Origin of the sequence: Holdemania massiliensis (assembly GCF_022440805.1) — a bacterium.
Classification (GTDB): domain Bacteria; phylum Bacillota_I; class Bacilli_A; order Erysipelotrichales; family Erysipelotrichaceae; genus Holdemania; species Holdemania massiliensis_A.
This window is the reverse complement of the sequence record NZ_JAKNTK010000001.1, coordinates 153,077-172,916: the sequence shown is the minus strand read 5'-3', so window position 1 is coordinate 172,916 and position 19,840 is coordinate 153,077. Positions and strand designations below refer to the sequence as shown.

The following is a 19,840-nucleotide window of genomic DNA, read 5'->3' as shown; positions in this document are numbered from 1 at the left end:
TGCCATGAAAAGCGCTGAAGAACGAAAGCAACAATCCATCGCTTTGCTGAAAGAGCAGGGTGTGCCTTATATCGAACATTTGCCGGGAATTGAAACTGCGGATGAAGTCCGGCTACGCAGTGCTGAGGAAATCGCTCGGCGCGCGATCTGCTGCCTGATCACCATTCAGCTGGCCTGCGACCTGCAGAATCAACAGGAGGTAGAAGACTCCCGGCTGTTCATGACCGGACTTCTGGATCGGTTTGGCGTCCGGCTGTTTCTGACAGAAAAAGAAAAAGCCATTTTTGAAGGAACGGCCAGTGAACAGGACTGGGTCAACATGGTCTGGAAATACGAGGCCTATTGGCCTTTGATCTGGGCATTGGGACTGATTGATTCCCTTGATTTCCCGAGTCAGATCTGCGATTGCCAGAAAGCGATTGAGGTCGTCAGCACCAAAGCCACATTTGATGAATTCATGAAAGACACCTCGCTGCGTTCCATTGATGAAATTCTCGATGCCGCGGATTTGATTTTCCGCTATGATTGGGCCTGTGTTGACGCCAGGATTAAAGGCGAGCCCGCTCCGGCAGGATTGAACAGTGAAGTTGTTTACGAACGGCATTGGGGATTGAACTGGCTGATTGATGTCGATCAGCAGAATGATTGGGATCACGTCAGCTGCAATACCTAGTTCTCTTCTTTTCCTAATTGGAGAGGCAGTAATCATTTTCGTTGAAGTGCCTGGACAAATTGGCATTCTCAATGAATGGAGTTCCGTCTTTTCAATTTCTGCTTAAGAATTTTGACGCATTGTTTACAAAAAAAAAGGAATGGCAAAATAAGGCGCAGTTCACTGCGAAATCTTGCTATTCCTTTTATCATGGATGCTCATTCTGATCATGATCCAGTAAATCCTCATCCCTTGGATCTTTACGGCTTGATGTTCAATGTTGTCTGATTTCAGCCCTCTGGTACGATCATTTTTGACTGATTCTTTTCAGCAGTGCAGCGCAGATCAGGCCTGCGGCCAAAAGCATCCCTAGCAGCGGGACAAGCAGTTCAGCCTGAAAGACAGCTCCGCTCATCAGCTGATAGCCCCAGGATGCAGGGAAAAAGCGTCCGACCGCCTCAAACCCTTTTGGCAGCATTTCAGCGGGGAACATAATGCCGGAAAGCAGAATTGAAGGCAGGAAGAATAGAATTGAAACCATTGAGGTTTTCGCCTGATCGTGAACAGCCAATCCAATCACACTGGCGATGCCCAGCGATACTGCGATAAAAATCGCAAGACTGCCAAAGTACGCGTCAGTCTGTATTGGGAATTCAGCCTGGAACAACAGTGGCGCTATAAAATAAAGAATCAGGCTCATGATGAATAAATGAACAAAAGCTGAAATGTTGCAGAGAACAAGTCCCAGCACTGAAGGTACACCGTTTGCCTGATAGACTTTTCTGATATCCGTTCCATAGATTTCAACCAAGGTCGGCGGCAGTCCAATCAAAGCCCCCATCGTTACACCGAACACCGTCATCGCGGGTATCAATGTCGCTTCTGTTCCAGGCATGATGGAAGTGAAAATTCCGCCCATGACGATAAAAAACAACAGGGGTACAAGATAACAGGTAATCAAAAGCGTCTTGCTTCGGATATCCAGACGCCCCTGCAAAGCAATTCCATATAAAAATGCCTTCATCCTTTTTCTCCTCTGGTCATCGTAATAAAATGTTGTTCAAGCGAACCGCGGTCAACATGAATATCGCTGATGCCTTTGCCTTCAGCTTTATATTGAGCTAAAAGGGTAAGCAGTGTTTCCGCTATATCTTCAGTGGCAAATTGTGCTACTCCCGCCTCTGAACGAATCGAAATGTTATATTGTTTTCCTACCTTTTCATTCAGCTGCGCGACCGTCCCGATAAAGGCAAGCTGGCCTTCGATCAAAATCCCGATCCGATCGCAAAGACTTTCTACTTCTGCCATATCATGACTGGCCAGTACCATTGTCTTTCCCTGCGCTTTCAGCTGACGAATTTGTTCATGAAGTGCGATCCTGCCTTCAACGTCCAATCCAGCTGTCGGCTCGTCCAGAATTAGAATATCCGGATTTCCGATCAGTGCCAAGGCTAAATGAAGCCGCCGTTTTTGACCCGTTGACAGCTGAACATATTGTTTCTTCGCAAACTCCTGAATTCCCATCGTCTCCAGCAGTTTTGGATCTGGCTCAGTTTGATTCCAATAGGCAAACAAGCTGACAGCCTCGCGGGCTTGGATGCGTTCCGGCAGAGAAGCGGATTGTAGCTGTATGCCCATTTTACCGTTAATCCGGATCTGACCGCCATCCGCCTTTTTTAAACCTTCGATGCATTCCAGGGTCGTTGTTTTTCCTGCGCCGTTAACGCCCAGCAAAGCAAAGATCTCCCCTTCATGCACCGTAAAATCCAGACTCTTTAAAACAACGTGATTCCCGTACCGCTTGGTTAGTCCGCGAACCTCAATGGCCGTATTCATCATTTTTCCTCCTGCATCGGGTTGAATCCGTTCCTTTCAAAATAGGTATTCAGAGCTGGTCCGATGAAAGCATTGGCTTCCGTCTGCTTTGCTTTCCAGCCCGGCTCACTGCCTTCAAACTTTCCGATTTCTACAAGCTTCGGCAGCAGGCTCAGATCACCGCCGGTAAATTCATCAATCAATTTCCAGAATGCTTCCGCCAGAGCCTGACCCTGATCACTCTCCGGCAAAACTCCATCTTCATACAGTTGGATCGCCTGTTCCTGCAGCTGCGTAAAAGTCTGGATGAAAGTCATTCCGCTTTCCTGATCAAATCGTTGCCGAATATGATCCAGCATCTGATCATCAAAGTGCTTAATCAGCCAATAAAAATCGTTCTTCATCTGAAGATTCACAATGATATCCGCATATTTTTTAAAATCCACGGCTTCCATTTTCAGCACTTCCTGATGGAGTGTTTCAATTTCCCGCAGAGATTGCGACAGACCTTCAATTTTCTCCCGCAGAGCCTCAGCCTGATCCTGTAAAGCATTGGCCACCTCTGCCGGACTATCCAGCGGAATCAGTCTGTTTTTGATATCCGACAGCGAAAATCCCAGATGTTTCAGCGATAGGATCTGATGCACCATGACCAGATCTTTATTGGTATAGAGACGTCGACCGCCCGAACTGACTGCGGAAGGGGAAAGCAATCCTTCTTTATCGTAATGCTGCAGCGTCCTTACGGTAACCCCCAGCTTTTTGGCAGCTTCACCAATCGCCATAAATCCCTCGGGAATCGCTTTTTGTTTTTCCATGATTTCACCGCCTTAGTTTAAGTATAATGAATGACGCAGCGTCACAAGCAAGTCTTTTCTTTTATTTTTCGCTGAGAATAACAAAAAAACGCTGCTGACGGTTCTCAAATACACAAAAAAAGCACCTGCGGTATATCAGGTGCAAGTAAAAACTCAATCTGCAATCTGCGATAAGAATCAAACTGCCTTAAAACTATCTGTCTTGTTTAAGGTGTTCATGCTTAACTTAGACAGATCATTGGAGAAAGGACTGAGAATCATTTTTAATCTTTTGGAAAACTCAGCGTTCATCCCCCATGAAAAACAAACCAATAACTCCCGCACCAGTGTGACTGCCAATCACTGGGCCGGTATAGGTGATCAGCGACTGAGAAATTCCAAAGCGTTCTTTGACCATTTGGGCTACCTGTTGGGCTTCTGATTGAACATCTCCCTGGCAGATCATGAAGATATCATTTTTATCCTTCCAGCTTCCCATCTTTTCTTCCATCAGATCGACAAGTGTTTTCAATGATTTTGTACGGCCGTGTACTTTACCTATCACCTGCAGCGTTCCTGCATTATCGACATGCAGAATCGGTTTAATGTTGATCATTGAACCCACAATTGCCGCTGTCTTGGACACCCGTCCGCCGCGATATAAGTGATTGAGATCATCGACGGTAAAGACGTGACAGACATTCAGTTTATGATCCTCAATCCAGGCCGCCGTTTCTTCCAACGAAGCACCCTTTTGCTTCATTTCACAGACTTTATGCAGCAGCAGGCCCATTCCAGTTGAAGCACAGAGCGAATCGATCACGATAATCTTGTGGGTATAGCCTTCTTCCTTCAACATTTCAGCCGCAATCCGGCAGCTGTTATAAGTTCCGCTCAAAGCGGAAGAAAAACAAAGGCAGAGGATATCTTTATTCTGCTGAGCTGCTTCACGAAAACCTGCCAGCGCTGCTTCTGGATTCACCTGTGAGGTCACTGGCATTTCGCCTTGGCGCAGCTGATCATAGAATTCATTCATCGGCAGGCTGTCAGCCTGTGTGTAAGTCCGGTCATGCAATGTATACGTTAAGGATAAAACAGGAATTTGATGCTGAGTGTAGAAGGATTCTGGCATATCGGCAGTACTGTCGGTTATCAAAATAAAATCACTCATTCAGTAGTCCTCCTTTAAATAAAGTTTAAGTTCTGATGTTTTTCGCGCTTTTTGGAGAATAAGCAACACTTGCTACTTATTGGATGATAGAAGTATAAGCCAAACTGGCCTTTGAGGCAATGGTCAAATTCGCTTCTATCGTTTCTTATTGGGCATTATGAAATAATTATGTTGTTTAAGCTGAGATAATCACAAATGAATTCCGTTTTTTTTCAACATATCTGTTTCTTCATTGACATAAGCAACATCTGAGGATTATACTATGTTCAAATCAGGTGATGAAATGGAAAAGAACCTAAATACAAAAGACAAACGTGTAATCAAAACACGTAAAGCGATCATCAATGCCACAATACAATTAATGAGTATAAAATCCATCGAACAGATTACGATTAAAGAAATAGCTGATACCGCTTTGATTAATCGCAAAACCTTTTATACGCATTATGACTCCATCTATGATGTGCTCAACGATATTGAAAATGACATTATTCAGTCATTAATTGAAATTCTTGACAGCACTGATTTTTCCGCAGAGCGGCTCAATCCTTATCCGCTGTTTGAAAAACTGACAACCATGATCAATCAGGACGCACTCTTTTTTCACAGTCTGCTTCATTCTTCCGGTCACAGCCATTTGTTGAATAAAGTGAAAGAAGTCGTCAAAGATCATCTCCTCATTCAATTTGACAAGTATTTTCCAAATGACAATGTTCTTCCTCAATATGTGCTTGAATTCATTGCATCCGGATTGATTTCTGTATATCAGCAATGGTTTTCATCCGATGATCATTCTTCTTCGCTGGAGGAAATTTCAAAACTGACAGGACTGCTTATTTTTGATGGGCTTAATGGTGTGTTCCGCCAAAGACAACTCGAATTAGACCAACTTTCTATCAGCACTTCCCCGACTGTATAAAATGCCTGTGCTTTAATGACTTAAGCACAGGCATTTTCCTGATTAGAAATGAATCGTTGCTTACAAAAACTACTGATTCTTTTGAAATTCAATATAGTCACGATACCAATAATAACTTTTTTTAGGTATACGTTTACAGTTATTTTCATAATCAACATGAACAAGACCGTAGCGTTTTTCATAACCATTGATCCAACTGTATAAATCCATTGTACTCCAGATATAGTAACCCTGCAGATTACATCCCTCTTCCTTTGCTTTAGCAAAGAAATCTAAATACTCTTCTAAGAATTCGATTCGTTCCTGATCATTAATTTCACCCTTTTCGTCTACCGTTTCAAACATTCCATGTCCATTCTCTGTTATGAACACCGGTATATTATTATACTCATCTCGCAAACGAATCAGCGCATCATAGCCGCACTTGGGATATATCTCACGACCCCAAGGATTTTTTCTTGTTGTTGGATCGATATCCGGCTGGAATAATCCTTTGACTGTCACGCCCTCTAAAGCTTGAGAATGATGCGGATCGTTATTAACGACCATTTGTGTCTCTCCAAATTCATACGGTTTTACTACTTTTCGAGCATAAATATTATCCCCAATCCAGTCAACTGTATTTTCTCTAATTAAATCTAAGTCTTCTTGTTTAACAAAGGATAAATCAACCCCTAAATTCCGCAGTGTATCCCCTAAATCGTCAGGAAATTTTCCGAGTACAGCTGCTCCAATCAACCATCCATGAAACAGCATATTAGCATATCGTTTGGCTTCTCGATATTCAGGTGTATCTTTTAAAATATCAGCACGACTTGCCCCGGAATTTACAATTCCAATCTTGGCCTTCAATTTCAGCTTACGGAATTCCTGAATTGCCTTTGCATTCGCAACCATATTGTGATAACAGACTTTAACTAAATTCTGGACATCGCCAACATGATTCGGTGGATAATTCCCCACTAAATATGAACAATAGGAATTGTGATTAGGCTCATTAATCGTTGCATAATATGGAATTCGATCACCGAAAATCTCAAAACATCTTTTGCAATAAGCTGCAAACTTATCAATCGTTTCCCTTTTTTCCCATCCATCAGCACCAATGTAGCTTGGTAAATCGTAGTGCAATAAGGTTACATTGGGAAGTACTTTATACTTTTCACAAATATCTAAAACTTGATTGTAAAACTGGACTCCTGCCTCATTTACGATACCATCATCATGAGGGAAAATTCGCGACCAGCTAATGGAGAAGCGAAATGTATTCTGTCCTCCTTCAGCTAACATCCGGATATCTTCTTCAAAATGATGATAGAAGTCACAGGCAACATCCGCAGTTATGCCCTTCGTATTCTTATTGCTATGTACAAAATCATCCCAAATGCTGGTTCCTTTTCCATCTTCCTGCCATGCTCCTTCGCATTGATAGGCTGCAGTCGCAGAGCCCCAAAGCATCTGATCTCCGTTTATCATTTTTATCATTCCAATTACCTCCTTTATTACTTTTTGTCCTTGGAATTACAATCTGTATATTTTTCTTAAACAAACAGAAGCGATCACTAGTTAATTACTTCATTGCTAAACTTTTTATTATTCTCCAATTTGCCTGCTCTTCTTAAGATTATGCAGGTTGCAAAGAAAGACACAATCATTCCAATCAGAGCCGTTACGATGGCAATTAGGACATAATTAATATTTCCATTTTGATCCACAAAGAATAAAAGAGTTAGCCAACCCGGACATCCTCCATGCACAAATGTTTTCAAATGAAAGAATCCTGCAAATAAGCCAGCGCATAATGCACCCACAGCGTGACCAATCATACATTTAGGATGTGATATTAACTGTCCATAGAAGGCAGGTTCCGTTACGCCACACAAAGCTGTGATCCCTGAGGAAACCGCGGTCGCCTTCTGCGCTTTGTCTTTCATCGACAATGCGAGTGCCAATGTTGTCGCACCAATGCAGATGTTAGAAATAAACCCAATTACAATTGTTACGGGATTATAGCCAAGTTTATCCAACAGTTCCAAAGCAATTGGATGCAGTCCTTTATCAAGGCCAAACATAACCATATATGGATAAATCATAGAAAGCAAAGGCAATGCAATAATACCTAAAGTGTTGGATACCCAAAGCACAAAATCGGCTACATAACCGCTTAGCAGATTTCCTGCAGGAGCTAAGAGAATCAATACGACAGGAGTAACGATAATCATAGTTAAGAGTGGTTTTAAAAAGTAAGATAACGTCTTCGGTAATACCTTTTTTAGCCCTTTATCAACAAAATACATCAAGGCAACTCCCAAGATAACTGGAAGGATCGTAGATCTGTAGCTGACTTGCGGAACTAGAAATCCAAAAATATCAGGAATCAGACCACTTTCAAATGTAGGAGAAATTAAGACTGCACCAAGCATCGCACCCATAATCGGCTGCATTTTTAGCTGCTGAGCCATTGTATAACCAATATAAATAGGCAGGAATTTAAAAGCAGCATCAAATATATTTAACATCCATTGTGCAGTTCCGCTATCAATAGAAACACCGAAGTAGTTAACCAACAAATTCTTAATTGCTAAAATCATACCACCTGTAATTAATGCAGGAATAATCGGCATAAATATAGGTGCAATAAAATTACTGAATTTCAATAAGTAATACTGAAAATCTCGCTTCTCATAAGATTGAACTTCTTCTGATTCATTTACAATTTCCGCCGAAGTTTCTGATTCAGACCAGCCTGTGTACTCTATAAATTCATTATACGCATCATGGACATCGGTTCCAATAATAACCTGAACAGTTCCCGCCAATGCGATAATTCCTGAAGAATTCGGCAGATTTTCTAACAATTCCATTTTAAGCAATTCCTTGCTGCGATAACTTACGCGCAAACGAGTGGCACAATGAGTAATATAAGTAATATTATTCAAACCACCGATTCCCTCCAAAAGCTGCTCAGATAGTTTTGAAAACTTTGTCATAGTTTATCCTCCTTATCAACTATCTACATGCTGGATTTGTACAGCTGCCTGCAGTAAGCTGCACATTAAACTTGCGCAAATCTAATCCTTTATCTAAAACAGACTATTGTCTATTTTGATACTTACTATTTTTCAAGCGAATTAAGTGAATCATTAAATACATTTTTTCATCTTCATTAATTTCATACTGACATTTTTCCTTGATAATATCCATAATATGTTCAACACAGTTCAATTCCTCAGTATGCGATTTTTCTATATTTGTGAGAATGTTTTCAAATATTGCGTTATTGACTTCATCTTCATTTTTATTAAAAATTCGTTGAATCAGAAAACGACAATGAGTCATGAATCGATCAAAAGAAATAGTATCCTGTTCTGTATGCAAGGTTTCAGACACATAATGTGCAATTTCAGAAATCGTTGATGTAATTTCATAAATCATTGGCATTGAACAATTCATTTCTGCATTAATAATATGTAATGCAATAAAATTTGCTTCAGAATCTGGAATATTAATATGTAATCGAGATTGAAGAATTTTTAAGGCATTTAAGCCTAATCTATACTCTTCGTGATATAAATTTTTTACGTTGGTCAAAAGAACTTGATCAAATTCAATGTGATTTTTAACGCGCTCTATCGTTGTATAAATATGATCAGTGAGTGTCACATAAATAAAGTCATTAATTTTTTTAGAAGAGTTCTTCTTTATATATGTAATAATCTGATCAGCGGCAAGAATATACTGCAAAGGTGTATTTCTGACAATGCTTTGAAATTTATAATTAGTCTCTTTTTCTAAACAAAAAACTTTTTCGATTTTCCGCTCATCAATTTCATCATTTTTTCTAATACCAAATCCAATGCCACCTCCAACTAAAATAATTTCTTCACCTTTATTATTCTTAGAAAGGATACTATTGTTGTTAAATATTTTAGTGGCTATCATTCTTTCTCACCTCACTTACTTTATAATAATGTGAAAACTGGATCATTAATGCTGATTTGCCCAGTATCTTTAATCAATTGAACCCTTCGGTTAGTAGCAATAAGCATCACTGTTGTATCATAGCCTAATTTTTTTATCATTGAGAAGTCAACCTCCATTAATAAATCGCCTCGTGACACGGAATCGCCGATCTTAGCCTTTTCTTTAAACGGTTTGCCATTCAATTCCACCGTATCAATTCCTATATGAAGCAAAAGTTCCGCACCATCTTTTGCTCGAATTCCTAAAGCATGTTTTGTTTCAAAAAACATTACAATTTTCCCATCAACGGGACTAAATATCTTTGAATTGCTTGGCTCAACTGCTATTCCATCTCCCAGCATGCGTTTGGAAAAAACCGGATCACATACATCATCTAAATTCTTAGCTAAACCTTGAACAACACTATAAACGTCCATAAAACCTCTCCTTTTTGAATACATAAAAGACCTATCCGCAACAATGTGCAAATAGGTCTCGCTTGCTTAACACAATAACAATCCTAATGTGCTGTCTTAATGTATTTATATTATTACAGACAATGTAAGCGTTGTCAACAGCTTTTATTTATTTGTTAATTATTACCTTACCATGATTAGAGCGTTTTTTAATGGCATATGTCTTTTTTTATTTCTCTAGTAAATGTCTAACTATAGATAAAGCATTGATTCATTACTCTAAAAATTCACTAGCAAAACAAAAAAAGGCTCCCTGGGAAGGGAACCGAAGAACCTGGCAACGAGCTGCCTTCACTATGGCAGGCATAGCTATTCTCGCCGCGGAAATGCTTAACTTCTGTGTTCGGGATGGGAACAGGTGTGACCATTTCGCTATCGTCACCAGATCGTTTCAGGATTATTCCCTGAAAACCAAATAACAGTTGCTTCTAGAAAGTCTTGCTCTTTCTTACTTCGTTATGAACGTTTGTTTTTTCCTCATGTGATTAAATCCTCGACCGATTAGTATCAGTCAACTCCACACATCACTGTGCTTCCATCTCTGACCTATCTACCTCGTCGTCTTCAAGGGGTCTTACTTTCTCTAGGAAATGGGAAATCTCATCTCGGAGTCGGTTTCACGCTTAGATGCCTTCAGCGTTTATCCGTTCCCCACTTAGCTACCCAGCTATGCATCTGGCGATACAACTGGTGCACCAGCGGTGGGTCCATCCCGGTCCTCTCGTACTAAGGACAGCTCTCCTCAAATTTCCTACGCCCACAACAGATAGGGACCGAACTGTCTCACGACGTTCTGAACCCAGCTCGCGTACCGCTTTAATGGGCGGACAGCCCAACCCTTGGAACCGAATTCAGCTCCAGGATGCGATGAGCCGACATCGAGGTGCCAAACCTCGCCGTCGATGTGAACTCTTGGGCGAGATCAGCCTGTTATCCCCAGGGTAGCTTTTATCCGTTAAGCGACGGCCATTCCATTCTGCACCGCCGGATCACTAATCCCGACTTTCGTCCCTGCTCGACTTGTCTGTCTTGCAGTCAAGCACCCTTCTGCATTTGCGCTCGTCGATTGATTTCCAACCAATCTGAGGGTACCTTTGGGCGCCTCCGTTACTCTTTAGGAGGCGACCGCCCCAGTCAAACTGCCCACCTGACACTGTCCCTTACCCGGCTTACGGATATAGGTTAGAATTTCAATCAACTAAGAGTGGTATCCCAACGTCGACTCCATTGAAACTGACGTCCCAACTTCTTCGTCTCCCACCTATCCTGTACATACTTGATCAAAACTCAATATCAGGCTACAGTAAAGCTCCATGGGGTCTTTCCGTCTAGTTGCGGGTAACCTGCATCTTCACAGGTACTAAGATTTCACCGAGTCTGCTGCCGAGACAGCGCCCAAATCATTACGCCTTTCGTGCGGGTCAGAACTTACCTGACAAGGAATTTCGCTACCTTAGGACCGTTATAGTTACGGCCGCCGTTCACTGGGGCTTCAATTCAATGCTTCGTGTTGCCACTAACACATCCTCTTAACCTTCCAGCACCGGGCAGGCGTCACCCCCTATACTTCGTCTTGCGACTTTGCAGAGAGCTGTGTTTTAGTTAAACAGTTGCTTGGGCCTCTTCACTGCGGCTCTTTCGAGCGCCCCTTCTTGCGAACGTACGGGGCTATTTTGCCGAGTTCCTTGGCAACAGTTCTCTCGCTCACCTTAGGCTTCTCGCCTTGACCACCTGTGTCGGTTTTGGTACGGGCCGCTCATTGATTTGCGCTAGAAGCTTTTCTTGAAAGCTGGCATCGCCGTCTTCGCTACTGGGTCGCCCGTTCGCTCCTCTTCACGCCTTCAGATTGACAGCCGGATTTGCCTGACTGCCTCCTACCTCGCTTGATCCGGAATCCATTTACCGGTCCGGTTAGCCTTCTTTGTCACTCCATCACTCAATGCGCGGGTACAGGAATATCAACCTGTTTTCCATCGACTACGCTTTTCAGCCTCGCCTTAGGTCCCGACTTACCCAGGGCGGACGAACCTTCCCCTGGAATCCTTGGTCTATCGGTGTGCAGGATTCTCACCTGCATCTCGCTACTCACACCGGCATTCTCACTTCCATGCGCTCCACCGCTCCTTCCGGTACGGCTTCGACGCCCATGGAACGCTCCCCTACCCAATGACCGAAGTCATTGCCATAGTTTCGGTATACTGCTTAGCCCCGGTTAATTTTCGGCGCAGGGTCACTCGACTAGTGAGCTGTTACGCACTCTTTCAAGGGTGGCTGCTTCTAAGCCAACCTCCTAGTTGTCTGTGCATCCCCACATCCTTTTCCACTTAGCAGTAATTTTGGGACCTTAACTGATGATCTGGGCTGTTTCCCTTTTGACCATGGACCTTATCACCCACAGTCTGACTGCCGAAGATGACATAATGGCATTCGGAGTTTGATTTCATTCAGTACACCTTGACGGCGCCATCATGAATTCAGTGCTCTACCTCCACTACCCTTACTTCGACGCTAGCCCTAAAGCTATTTCGGGGAGAACCAGCTATCGCCGTGTTCGATTGGAATTTCTCCGCTAGCCACAACTCATCCGCCAACTTTTCAACGGGGGTCGGTTCGGTCCTCCAGTTGGTTTCACCCAACCTTCAACCTGGTCATGGCTAGATCACTACGGCTTCGGGTCTATCTCATCGTACTCTCGCCCTCTTCAGACTCGCTTTCGCTTCGGCTCCGTGTCTTCCACTTAACCTTGCACGATAACATAACTCGCCGGTTCATTCTACAAAAGGCACGACATCACCCCTTAACGGGCTCTGTCTTCTTGTAAGCATATGGTTTCAGGTTCTATTTCACTCCGCTCCCGCGGTTCTTTTCACCTTTCCCTCACGGTACTGGTTCACTATCGGTCATGTAGGAGTATTTAGCCTTTCCGGATGGTCCCGGATGCTTCCGACAAGGTTCCACGTGCCTCGCCGTACTCAGGATTCCACTAGGTCGTCTTCCAATTTCGATTACGGGGCTTGCACCCTCTTTGGCGGACCTTTCAATGTCCTTCTTCTATCGGTTAACGTACCACGTTGTGGTCCTACTACCCCAGCCCTGAGGCTGGTTTGGGCTCTTCCCCGTTCGCTCGCCGCTACTGAGGGAATCATTCTTATTTTCTTTTCCTCCAGGTACTAAGATGTTTCAATTCCCTGGGTTCTCTCCTCATGAGCTATGTATTTACTCATGGGTAACGCGACATTACTCGCGCTGGGTTTCCCCATTCGGACACCGACGGATCGATGTGTGCTTACCACTCCCCGTCGCGTTTCGCCGTTAGCTGCGTCCTTCTTCTGCTCTACATGCCTAGGCATCCACCATACGCCCTTATTCATTTAATCACGCGTTCCTGTCTTGACTGCGAGTCGTCCAGTTACGCTTTTCTTTCTTAAGAACTGTTCAACGTTCAACTTCAAATATCTTGTTCTGATTTTTGAAATCTTTTCAACTTTTCAGAAAGATCATGTCTTTCTATCTGTTTTCTGTTATTCGGTTTTCAAAGAACAATCACTGCACTGAGAAATCTTTCGATCTCTCAAAACTAAACAGACTTACTTTTCCACAAAATCCAACTTTTCTCGTCTTTCTCCTTAGAAAGGAGGTGATCCATCCCCACGTTCCCGTAGGGATACCTTGTTACGACTTAACCCCAATCATCAGCCCTACCTTCGACGGCTCCCTCCCTTACGGGTTAGGCCACCGGCTTCGGGTATTGCCAACTCTCATGGTTTGACGGGCGGTGTGTACAAGGCCCGAGAACGTATTCACCGCGGCATGCTGATCCGCGATTACTAGCGATTCCGGCTTCATGAAGTCGGGTTGCAGACTTCAATCCGAACTGAGACGGACTTTCTGAGGTTTGCTCCACATTGCTGTCTTGCTTCTCGTTGTATCCGCCATTGTAGTACGTGTGTAGCCCAGGTCATAAGGGGCATGATGATTTGACGTCATCCCCACCTTCCTCCGGTTTGTCACCGGCAGTCTCTCTAGAGTCCTCAACTTAATGTTAGTAACTAAAGACAAGGGTTGCGCTCGTTGCGGGACTTAACCCAACATCTCACGACACGAGCTGACGACAACCATGCACCACCTGTATTCAGGATAACCTCCAGCATATCTCTATGCCTTTGCCTGATATGTCAAGACCTGGTAAGGTTCTTCGCGTTGCGTCGAATTAAACCACATACTCCACCGCTTGTGCGGGCCCCCGTCAATTCCTTTGAGTTTCACACTTGCGTGCATACTCCCCAGGCGGAGAACTTATTGCGTTAACTGCAGCACTGAGTTTCCCCAACACTTAGTTCTCATCGTTTACGGCGTGGACTACTAGGGTATCTAATCCTATTTGCTCCCCACGCTTTCGTGCATGAGCGTCAGTTACAGGCCAGGCAACCGCCTTCGCCACTGGTGTTCCTCCATATATCTACGCATTTTACCGCTACACATGGAATTCCATTGCCCTCTCCTGTACTCTAGTCTGACAGTTTCTAAGGCTGTATGGGGTTAAGCCCCACGCTTTCACCTTAAACTTTTCAAACCGCCTGCGCACCCTTTACGCCCAATAATTCCGGATAACGCTCGCCACCTACGTATTACCGCGGCTGCTGGCACGTAGTTAGCCGTGGCTTTCTGGTAAAGTACCGTCACTCCCATAGCATTCCCTCTATGAGCCGTTCTTCCTTCACAACAGAGCTTTACAACCCGAAGGCCTTCTTCACTCACGCGGCGTTGCTCGGTCAGGCTTTCGCCCATTGCCGAAAATTCCCTACTGCTGCCTCCCGTAGGAGTTTGGGCCGTGTCTCAGTCCCAATGTGGCCGGTCACCCTCTCAGGTCGGCTACGTATCATCGCCTAGGTGGGCCGTTACCTCACCTACTAGCTAATACGCCATAAGCTCATCCATCCGTGTTGTATCCCAACTTTAATTAGTCCCTGATGCCAGAAACTAACCTATCCGGTATTAGCAGTCGTTTCCAACTGTTATCCCAGGCCGATGGGCAGATTGCTTATGTATTACTCACCCGTTCGCCACTCCTCGTAAAGAAGCAAGCTCCTTTACAAAGCGTTCGACTTGCATGTATTAGGCACGCCGCCAGCGTTCATCCTGAGCCAGGATCAAACTCTCCATTTGTTCGAGTTTGTTTAGCTCGTTTTATATCCTCTGTCCTAAGACAGATTCTTTATGAATTGACGTTGTATTTTTGTGCTTTTCTTCCTGTTTAGTTTTCAAAGATCGACGCCCTCTCGCGAGGTGCTCATTTATATTACCAAACCCACTGTTTTCTGTCAACAACTTTTTAAAGTTTTTTCATTTTTTTATCGGCTTTTTGCATTCCGCCTTGACTCCGCCTGCTTGAAATTCGTAACAACGCCTTATTTTCAAGGGCTTTTATGAATTCGTTAAGGATTTCATTCCTGGGTCCTTTTGTTTTTGAATTCCTTTCTGATTCTCTATTTGTGCGTTTTTCCTGTCTTGTTGGTTCTTGTTATTATGTCGCGCTACCTGCCAATCCCTGTAATTCTGTTCCCATTCTGTTCTTCGATTGTCAGGATGCTGAACCAGTACTTTCATAAAGAAAGGATATCCCATTTCTCAGCCGCAAGCTAAACAGCCTTCTGATCGGAATATCCTTTTTCTTCATTCTCGAAATTTTCTGCACTTCTTCTGTCCGCCTGAACCCCAGCACTAACTAAGGCTAACCGACGGAAAGAAGCGGTTTAATGATGGAACAGACGGACACCGTTGAAAATCAGCACGATCCCATATCGGTTGCAGGTATCAATGACATGATCGTCACGCACAGAACCGCCGGCTTCCACGATGTATGAAACGCCGCTCTTGCGAGCCCGTTCTATATTATCACCAAACGGGAAGAACGCATCTGATGCCAGGGATACCCCGCTGACCGATGCCAGCCAGGCTTTCTTTTCTTCCGCGGTCAGCACTTCCGGCTTTTCCGTGAAAGCTTCCTGCCAGCTGCCCTCCCGCAGCAAATCTTCCCATTCATCGGAAATATACACGTCGATCGCATTATCGCGGTCAGCTCTGCGGATCTTCTCTTTAAACGGCAGATTCAGCACTTTCGGATGCTGACGCAGATGCCAGATATCCGCCTTGTTGCCGGCCATTCGTGTGCAGTGGATGCGGGATTGCTGGCCAGCGCCGATTCCGATCGCCTGACCGTCCTTCGCGTAAACAACCGAATTGGACTGCGTATATTTAGCCGTAATCATCGCGATCAGCAGATCTCGTCTGGCCGCTTCCGGCAATTCTTTATTTTCCGATACGATGTTTTGAAGCAGACTCTCATCAATCTTCACATCATTGCGCTGCTGATGAAAACGTACCCCGTAAACTTCTTTGCTTTCCATCGCTTTCGGCATATAATTCGCATCCATCTGCAAGACAAGGTAGGTCCCCTTGCGTTTAGCCCGCAGAATTTCCAGCGCTTTCTCACTGTAGGAAGGAGCGATAACACCATCAGAAACTTCCTTTGACAGGAAACGGGCCGTGGTTTCATCACATTCTTCTGACAGGGCGGCGAAATCGCCGTAAGAAGACATGCGGTCTGCCCCGCGGGCGCGGATGTACGCACAGGCAATCGGCGAAAGCTCCGTGTCTTCACAGAAGTAGATTTTTTTCATGGTGTCGTCCAACGGCAGGCCAATCGCGGCGCCGGCGGGAGATACATGCTTAAATGAAGCAGCGGCCGCCATTCCGGTTGCTTCTTTCAATTCTTTGACAAGCTGCCAAGCATTGAGGGCATCCAGCAAATTGATATACCCGGCACGGCCATTCAGTACCGTAAACGGCAGATCTCCCTCTTCAATGTCGACGCTGGCTGGTTTCTGGTTGGGATTGCATCCGTATTTCAGCTCATACTCTTTCATCTTTTTTCCTCCTTTTACGAAAAAAAGCCGCACTGCTGGTCCTTAATGGCCCAGACGGTCGGCTCTGTTCTGCATTAACTTCCCTGTGGTCAATTCCACTTCCGTCAGTCGGTTAACTGTTTAAAAATTATCACGCTTCCACTCCCCTGTCAAGCCTTCTTCCATGAAGTTTTCCACATTTCAGACAGTTCGATTATTTTCTCTCACGAAGGCTTACAAACCGCTGGCACTGCCTTGAGGCATATCGAGAAAATCAAAGACGGAACTGGTCAGAACGGCTCCATACTGCTTTAAAAATGTTTCACTGTCCATGTTTCGATTGCGGCACAGCCAGTGACTGACCGTGTAACATAAACTGTTGCCGAAATAGCCAGCGAGTTCATCTTCGGTCATCGTTCCCAGCTTTTCGGTCCGACCGTAACGGCGGAACATCTCCGCAAATAACTGCTGAACGTTTTCTTCAAACAGATCCGAAAAGCTGTTCTGACCGGTGATCCGGAAAGCAATTTGATAAAATTCACGACTTTCCACGAATTTATCAAGCATCGCTTTGACCGCCTGCTGGAATTGCTTCTTTTCTATATAAGGAAGCGCTGTATCGACAGTATCCAGATAAATGATATAACTTAAAGCTGCGTATTTGTCTTCAAAATAATTATAAAACGTGGCGCGGATGACGCCGGTTTTATCGCAGATTTGCTTAATCGTGATCTTTTCAAAGCTTTTCTGCAGCATGAGCTCTTTCAGGCTTTCTGCCAGAAAGCGTTTCATCATCCCCCGTTTTTCCATGATCTCCCCCCTAGCGCAGATGCGTCAGCACCTGGAAAAGAACCTTAAGGCTGATCAGAAAGAGAATCACGCTGCCGGCTGTAAAGATGGTCCGGCGATAGGCCAGACCTAAACGATAGCCGATCTGCTGTCCCAATTCCACGCAAGCCAGCGTTACCAATGTGGAAATTAAGCACACCTGAAAGGCATCTGCCTGCAGCAAGGTCATGCAGGTTCCCAACAGGAAAACATCAACACTGGTGATCAATCCCAGGAATAAGACTTTTTTGTAATTAAAACTGTCATCATGACGTTCTTCAAAGGCTTTTTGCCGAAAGGCCTGAATTAACAGGAAGCAGCCTAGGGCAAACAGGATCAGCGCTGCGATCACCTGATTGACATGCAGCACAAGCTGACTCTTGATCAGGGAACCGGCCAGCGATCCCAAGACGATCATCAGCAGGCTCGATCCGGCAAAGATAAAACTGTTAATCAGCGAGCGGCGGTGTTCCTGCGGATTCATCACGGCGCCCCGCGCCATCATAACCACAAAGCAATCCAGCGACAAAGCCAGGCAGGTGACTAGGATTTCGATTGTATTCACCTGATTTTCCCTCCTCTACGGTTTACAGTCCAAGTATAGCCGATGGTGACGGAGGAAGCGATAGACAATCATCAGATTCTGTCAATTCTTCCTTATAGAATAAGTACTGTGCTTTCCCTTGCCTGATCCAAGCCGCAAATATCCGGCTGACGGCTGACTAAAAGCGCGGCAGACTGATCCTCTGCCCTTGACCTTGGATCTCATTTATTTCTGATTGGGTTCATTGCCAAACTGAACAAAGAAAAAACCAGCGGAATCCAGGATACCGCTGATTTAAAGATTAGATTATTCAATCATGATGGTCTTTTTCGTTTCCACTGCCGGCGCGTCTTTCTTCGGCAGAACAATCTTCAATTCACCGTTGTCATAGTGCGCTTTGATGTCTTCCGGCGTGATCGCTTCGCCGACATAGAAGCTGCGGGAGCAGGAGCCTTGGACACGTTCCTGGCGGATCACATTGCCCTGATCGTCCTTTTCTTCTTTACTGGTATTGCGAAGCGCGGATACGGTCAGATAGCCGTTTTCCAAATCCATCTTAATATCTTCTTTGGTATAGCCTGGCAGCTCAATATCCAGCAGATAGCTGCCGTCCTTCTCACGAATGTCGCAGCGCATTGCGGTGATCGCATTGCGATGGAGCAAAGGTTCATCAAACATGTCATCAAAGAAGTCGTCAAACATCATTCTTGGTAGTAATCTCATACATCACACCTCTTTCTGTTTTCAACTTATGCGATACTGCCTGATCTGAACTCTGATCGCTCAGAGAAGTTAATCAATGGAAATCGTTTTCTTGGTCTGCATGACCTGCGGGTCTTTTTTCGGTACGAAGACCTTCAGCTCACCATTTTCATAACGAGCCTTAATGTCCTCGACGTTCATTTCTTCACCGATAAAGTAAGTCCGGGTGCAGCTGCCGCTGACACGTTCCTGACGCACCAGCTTGCCTTGTTCACTTCTTTCCTCGCTGCTTGCTGTGTGCGCGGCTGCGATGGTCAGATAGCCGTCTTCCAGCTCCATTTTGATTTCTTCCTTTTTAAATCCAGGAAGCTCAATATCCAGAAGATACCCATCTTCTCGTTCGCGAATATCGGTTTTCATGACAGCCGGGACAGTATTCTTTCTGAAAAATGGATCCTTAAGAACCTCGTCGGCCAAGCTGTCCATCCAGGTGTTCGGTACAAATCTCATCTTGAATCGCCTCTTTCTATCTGTCTTATTCCTGGCTTATTGGGTCTTTCCCAACTTGCAATTTTAGTATATCACATTATTTAGCACTGTCAAGTAGTTAGTGCTAATTTTCTTCATTTAATTTCACAAGTTCACAAAGTGCGTCGTTCATAGAGCATCGCAACAATTTTGTCGATCCGCCGAATGCGCTGATCTTCCACCCCTTGTTCCGCATAATGAATAATACGCCCGCGCTGCTCCGGATCCAGCAGCTGAAAAAAATAACAGGCACTGCGGTTGGCTAAGAGTGCTTCCTGTAAGGCCTGCGGACATTCTGCCAAACTGTGACCGGATTCTGGTTCCAGCCACAGGCTGACCGTTTTGCCTTCGGTAAGCTCAGATTGTGAACAGACTTCCTCCGGAAGTTCCAGCGTCCAGATTTGTCCTTTTCTTTCTGCCTTCTGTTTAAACAGCTGAGTTTGAAGCATGATGATCAGCGGTCCTTCCGGCAGCGCCGCATCCGCCGCAAGCTCAAGATAGGGCTGGGGTGTATTGTGAATTATTCCTTCAATCTGCATC

General features: G+C 44.6%; 16 protein-coding genes, 3 rRNA genes and 1 riboswitch. Of the genes, 2 read left to right on the top strand and 17 right to left on the bottom strand.

The window, feature by feature from the left end; all coding sequences use genetic code 11:
* Nucleotides 1-4: 4 nt before the first annotated feature.
* A complete protein-coding gene (locus tag MCG46_RS00785; protein WP_240276707.1) occupies nucleotides 5-673 on the top strand; it encodes a DUF4272 domain-containing protein in 669 nt (222 codons plus the stop codon).
* 286 nt (nucleotides 674-959) lie between these two features.
* On the opposite strand, the gene MCG46_RS00780 is transcribed toward MCG46_RS00785, so the two are convergent.
* The 4 genes from MCG46_RS00780 to MCG46_RS00765 form a co-directional block, all read right to left on the bottom strand.
* Entirely contained in the window at nucleotides 960-1,676 is a 717-nt protein-coding gene (locus MCG46_RS00780; RefSeq protein ID WP_240276706.1) for an ABC transporter permease, read from the bottom strand.
* Nucleotides 1,673-2,488, bottom strand: a complete 816-nt coding sequence (locus tag MCG46_RS00775) for an ABC transporter ATP-binding protein (protein ID WP_240276704.1) — start codon at nucleotides 2,486-2,488, stop codon at nucleotides 1,673-1,675. Before MCG46_RS00775 ends, MCG46_RS00780 begins: the two co-directional genes overlap by 4 nt.
* Nucleotides 2,488-3,285, bottom strand: a complete 798-nt coding sequence (locus tag MCG46_RS00770; RefSeq protein ID WP_240276702.1) for a MerR family transcriptional regulator — start codon at nucleotides 3,283-3,285, stop codon at nucleotides 2,488-2,490. The genes MCG46_RS00775 and MCG46_RS00770 overlap by 1 nt, the downstream gene beginning before the upstream one ends.
* A gap of 280 nt (nucleotides 3,286-3,565) precedes the next feature.
* Nucleotides 3,566-4,435: a DegV family protein gene (locus MCG46_RS00765; RefSeq protein WP_240276701.1), complete on the bottom strand. Its 870-nt coding sequence runs from the start codon at nucleotides 4,433-4,435 to the stop codon at nucleotides 3,566-3,568.
* A gap of 262 nt (nucleotides 4,436-4,697) precedes the next feature.
* On the opposite strand from MCG46_RS00765, the gene MCG46_RS00760 reads away from it, so the two are divergent.
* Nucleotides 4,698-5,354 (top strand): TetR/AcrR family transcriptional regulator, encoded by a 657-nt coding sequence (locus MCG46_RS00760; protein WP_240276699.1) that lies wholly within the window; start codon nucleotides 4,698-4,700, stop codon nucleotides 5,352-5,354.
* Nucleotides 5,355-5,423: 69 nt separating this feature from the next.
* Here MCG46_RS00760 and MCG46_RS00755 read toward each other — a convergent pair whose 3' ends face one another.
* The 13 genes from MCG46_RS00755 to MCG46_RS00695 all read right to left on the bottom strand — a co-directional run bounded on the left by MCG46_RS00755 (nucleotide 5,424) and on the right by MCG46_RS00695 (nucleotide 19,839).
* Nucleotides 5,424-6,839, bottom strand: coding sequence for a glycoside hydrolase family 1 protein (locus tag MCG46_RS00755; protein ID WP_020225440.1), 1,416 nt, complete (start codon nucleotides 6,837-6,839; stop codon nucleotides 5,424-5,426).
* A 77-nt stretch (nucleotides 6,840-6,916) separates the two neighbouring features.
* Entirely contained in the window at nucleotides 6,917-8,344 is a 1,428-nt protein-coding gene (locus MCG46_RS00750) for a PTS transporter subunit EIIC (protein WP_240276697.1), read from the bottom strand.
* A gap of 103 nt (nucleotides 8,345-8,447) precedes the next feature.
* Nucleotides 8,448-9,296 carry a PRD domain-containing protein gene (locus MCG46_RS00745; RefSeq protein ID WP_240276695.1) on the bottom strand — a complete coding sequence of 283 codons (849 nt, stop codon included), beginning with the start codon at nucleotides 9,294-9,296 and terminating at the stop codon, nucleotides 8,448-8,450.
* A gap of 20 nt (nucleotides 9,297-9,316) precedes the next feature.
* Nucleotides 9,317-9,754 carry a PTS sugar transporter subunit IIA gene (locus MCG46_RS00740; RefSeq protein ID WP_240276692.1) on the bottom strand — a complete coding sequence of 146 codons (438 nt, stop codon included), beginning with the start codon at nucleotides 9,752-9,754 and terminating at the stop codon, nucleotides 9,317-9,319.
* 311 nt (nucleotides 9,755-10,065) lie between these two features.
* A 5S ribosomal RNA gene (gene rrf / locus MCG46_RS00735) occupies nucleotides 10,066-10,179 on the bottom strand.
* Between the two features lie 95 nt (nucleotides 10,180-10,274).
* Nucleotides 10,275-13,170 (bottom strand): 23S ribosomal RNA (locus MCG46_RS00730).
* A gap of 253 nt (nucleotides 13,171-13,423) precedes the next feature.
* Nucleotides 13,424-14,959 (bottom strand): 16S ribosomal RNA (locus tag MCG46_RS00725).
* The 16S, 23S and 5S rRNA genes sit together here, the layout of an rRNA operon.
* A 587-nt stretch (nucleotides 14,960-15,546) precedes the next feature.
* Nucleotides 15,547-16,719, bottom strand: coding sequence for a phosphoribosylaminoimidazolecarboxamide formyltransferase (locus tag MCG46_RS00720; protein WP_240276691.1), 1,173 nt, complete (start codon nucleotides 16,717-16,719; stop codon nucleotides 15,547-15,549).
* A gap of 41 nt (nucleotides 16,720-16,760) precedes the next feature.
* Nucleotides 16,761-16,841, bottom strand: a riboswitch (ZMP/ZTP riboswitch).
* Between the two features lie 91 nt (nucleotides 16,842-16,932).
* The gene (locus MCG46_RS00715; RefSeq protein ID WP_154239845.1) at nucleotides 16,933-17,508 is read right to left on the bottom strand and encodes a TetR/AcrR family transcriptional regulator C-terminal domain-containing protein; all 576 of its coding nucleotides are present in this window, start codon (nucleotides 17,506-17,508) and stop codon (nucleotides 16,933-16,935) included.
* Nucleotides 17,509-17,518: 10 nt separating this feature from the next.
* Nucleotides 17,519-18,091, bottom strand: coding sequence for a manganese efflux pump MntP family protein (locus MCG46_RS00710; RefSeq protein WP_020226074.1), 573 nt, complete (start codon nucleotides 18,089-18,091; stop codon nucleotides 17,519-17,521).
* 285 nt (nucleotides 18,092-18,376) lie between these two features.
* Complete coding sequence (locus MCG46_RS00705; protein WP_240276689.1) at nucleotides 18,377-18,793, bottom strand: Hsp20/alpha crystallin family protein; 417 nt, start codon at nucleotides 18,791-18,793, stop codon at nucleotides 18,377-18,379.
* 69 nt (nucleotides 18,794-18,862) lie between these two features.
* Entirely contained in the window at nucleotides 18,863-19,282 is a 420-nt protein-coding gene (locus tag MCG46_RS00700) for an Hsp20/alpha crystallin family protein (RefSeq protein WP_240276687.1), read from the bottom strand.
* Between the two features lie 131 nt (nucleotides 19,283-19,413).
* The gene (locus tag MCG46_RS00695) at nucleotides 19,414-19,839 is read right to left on the bottom strand and encodes a YdeI/OmpD-associated family protein (protein WP_240276685.1); all 426 of its coding nucleotides are present in this window, start codon (nucleotides 19,837-19,839) and stop codon (nucleotides 19,414-19,416) included.
* Between the last annotated feature and the right edge of the window lies 1 nt (nucleotide 19,840).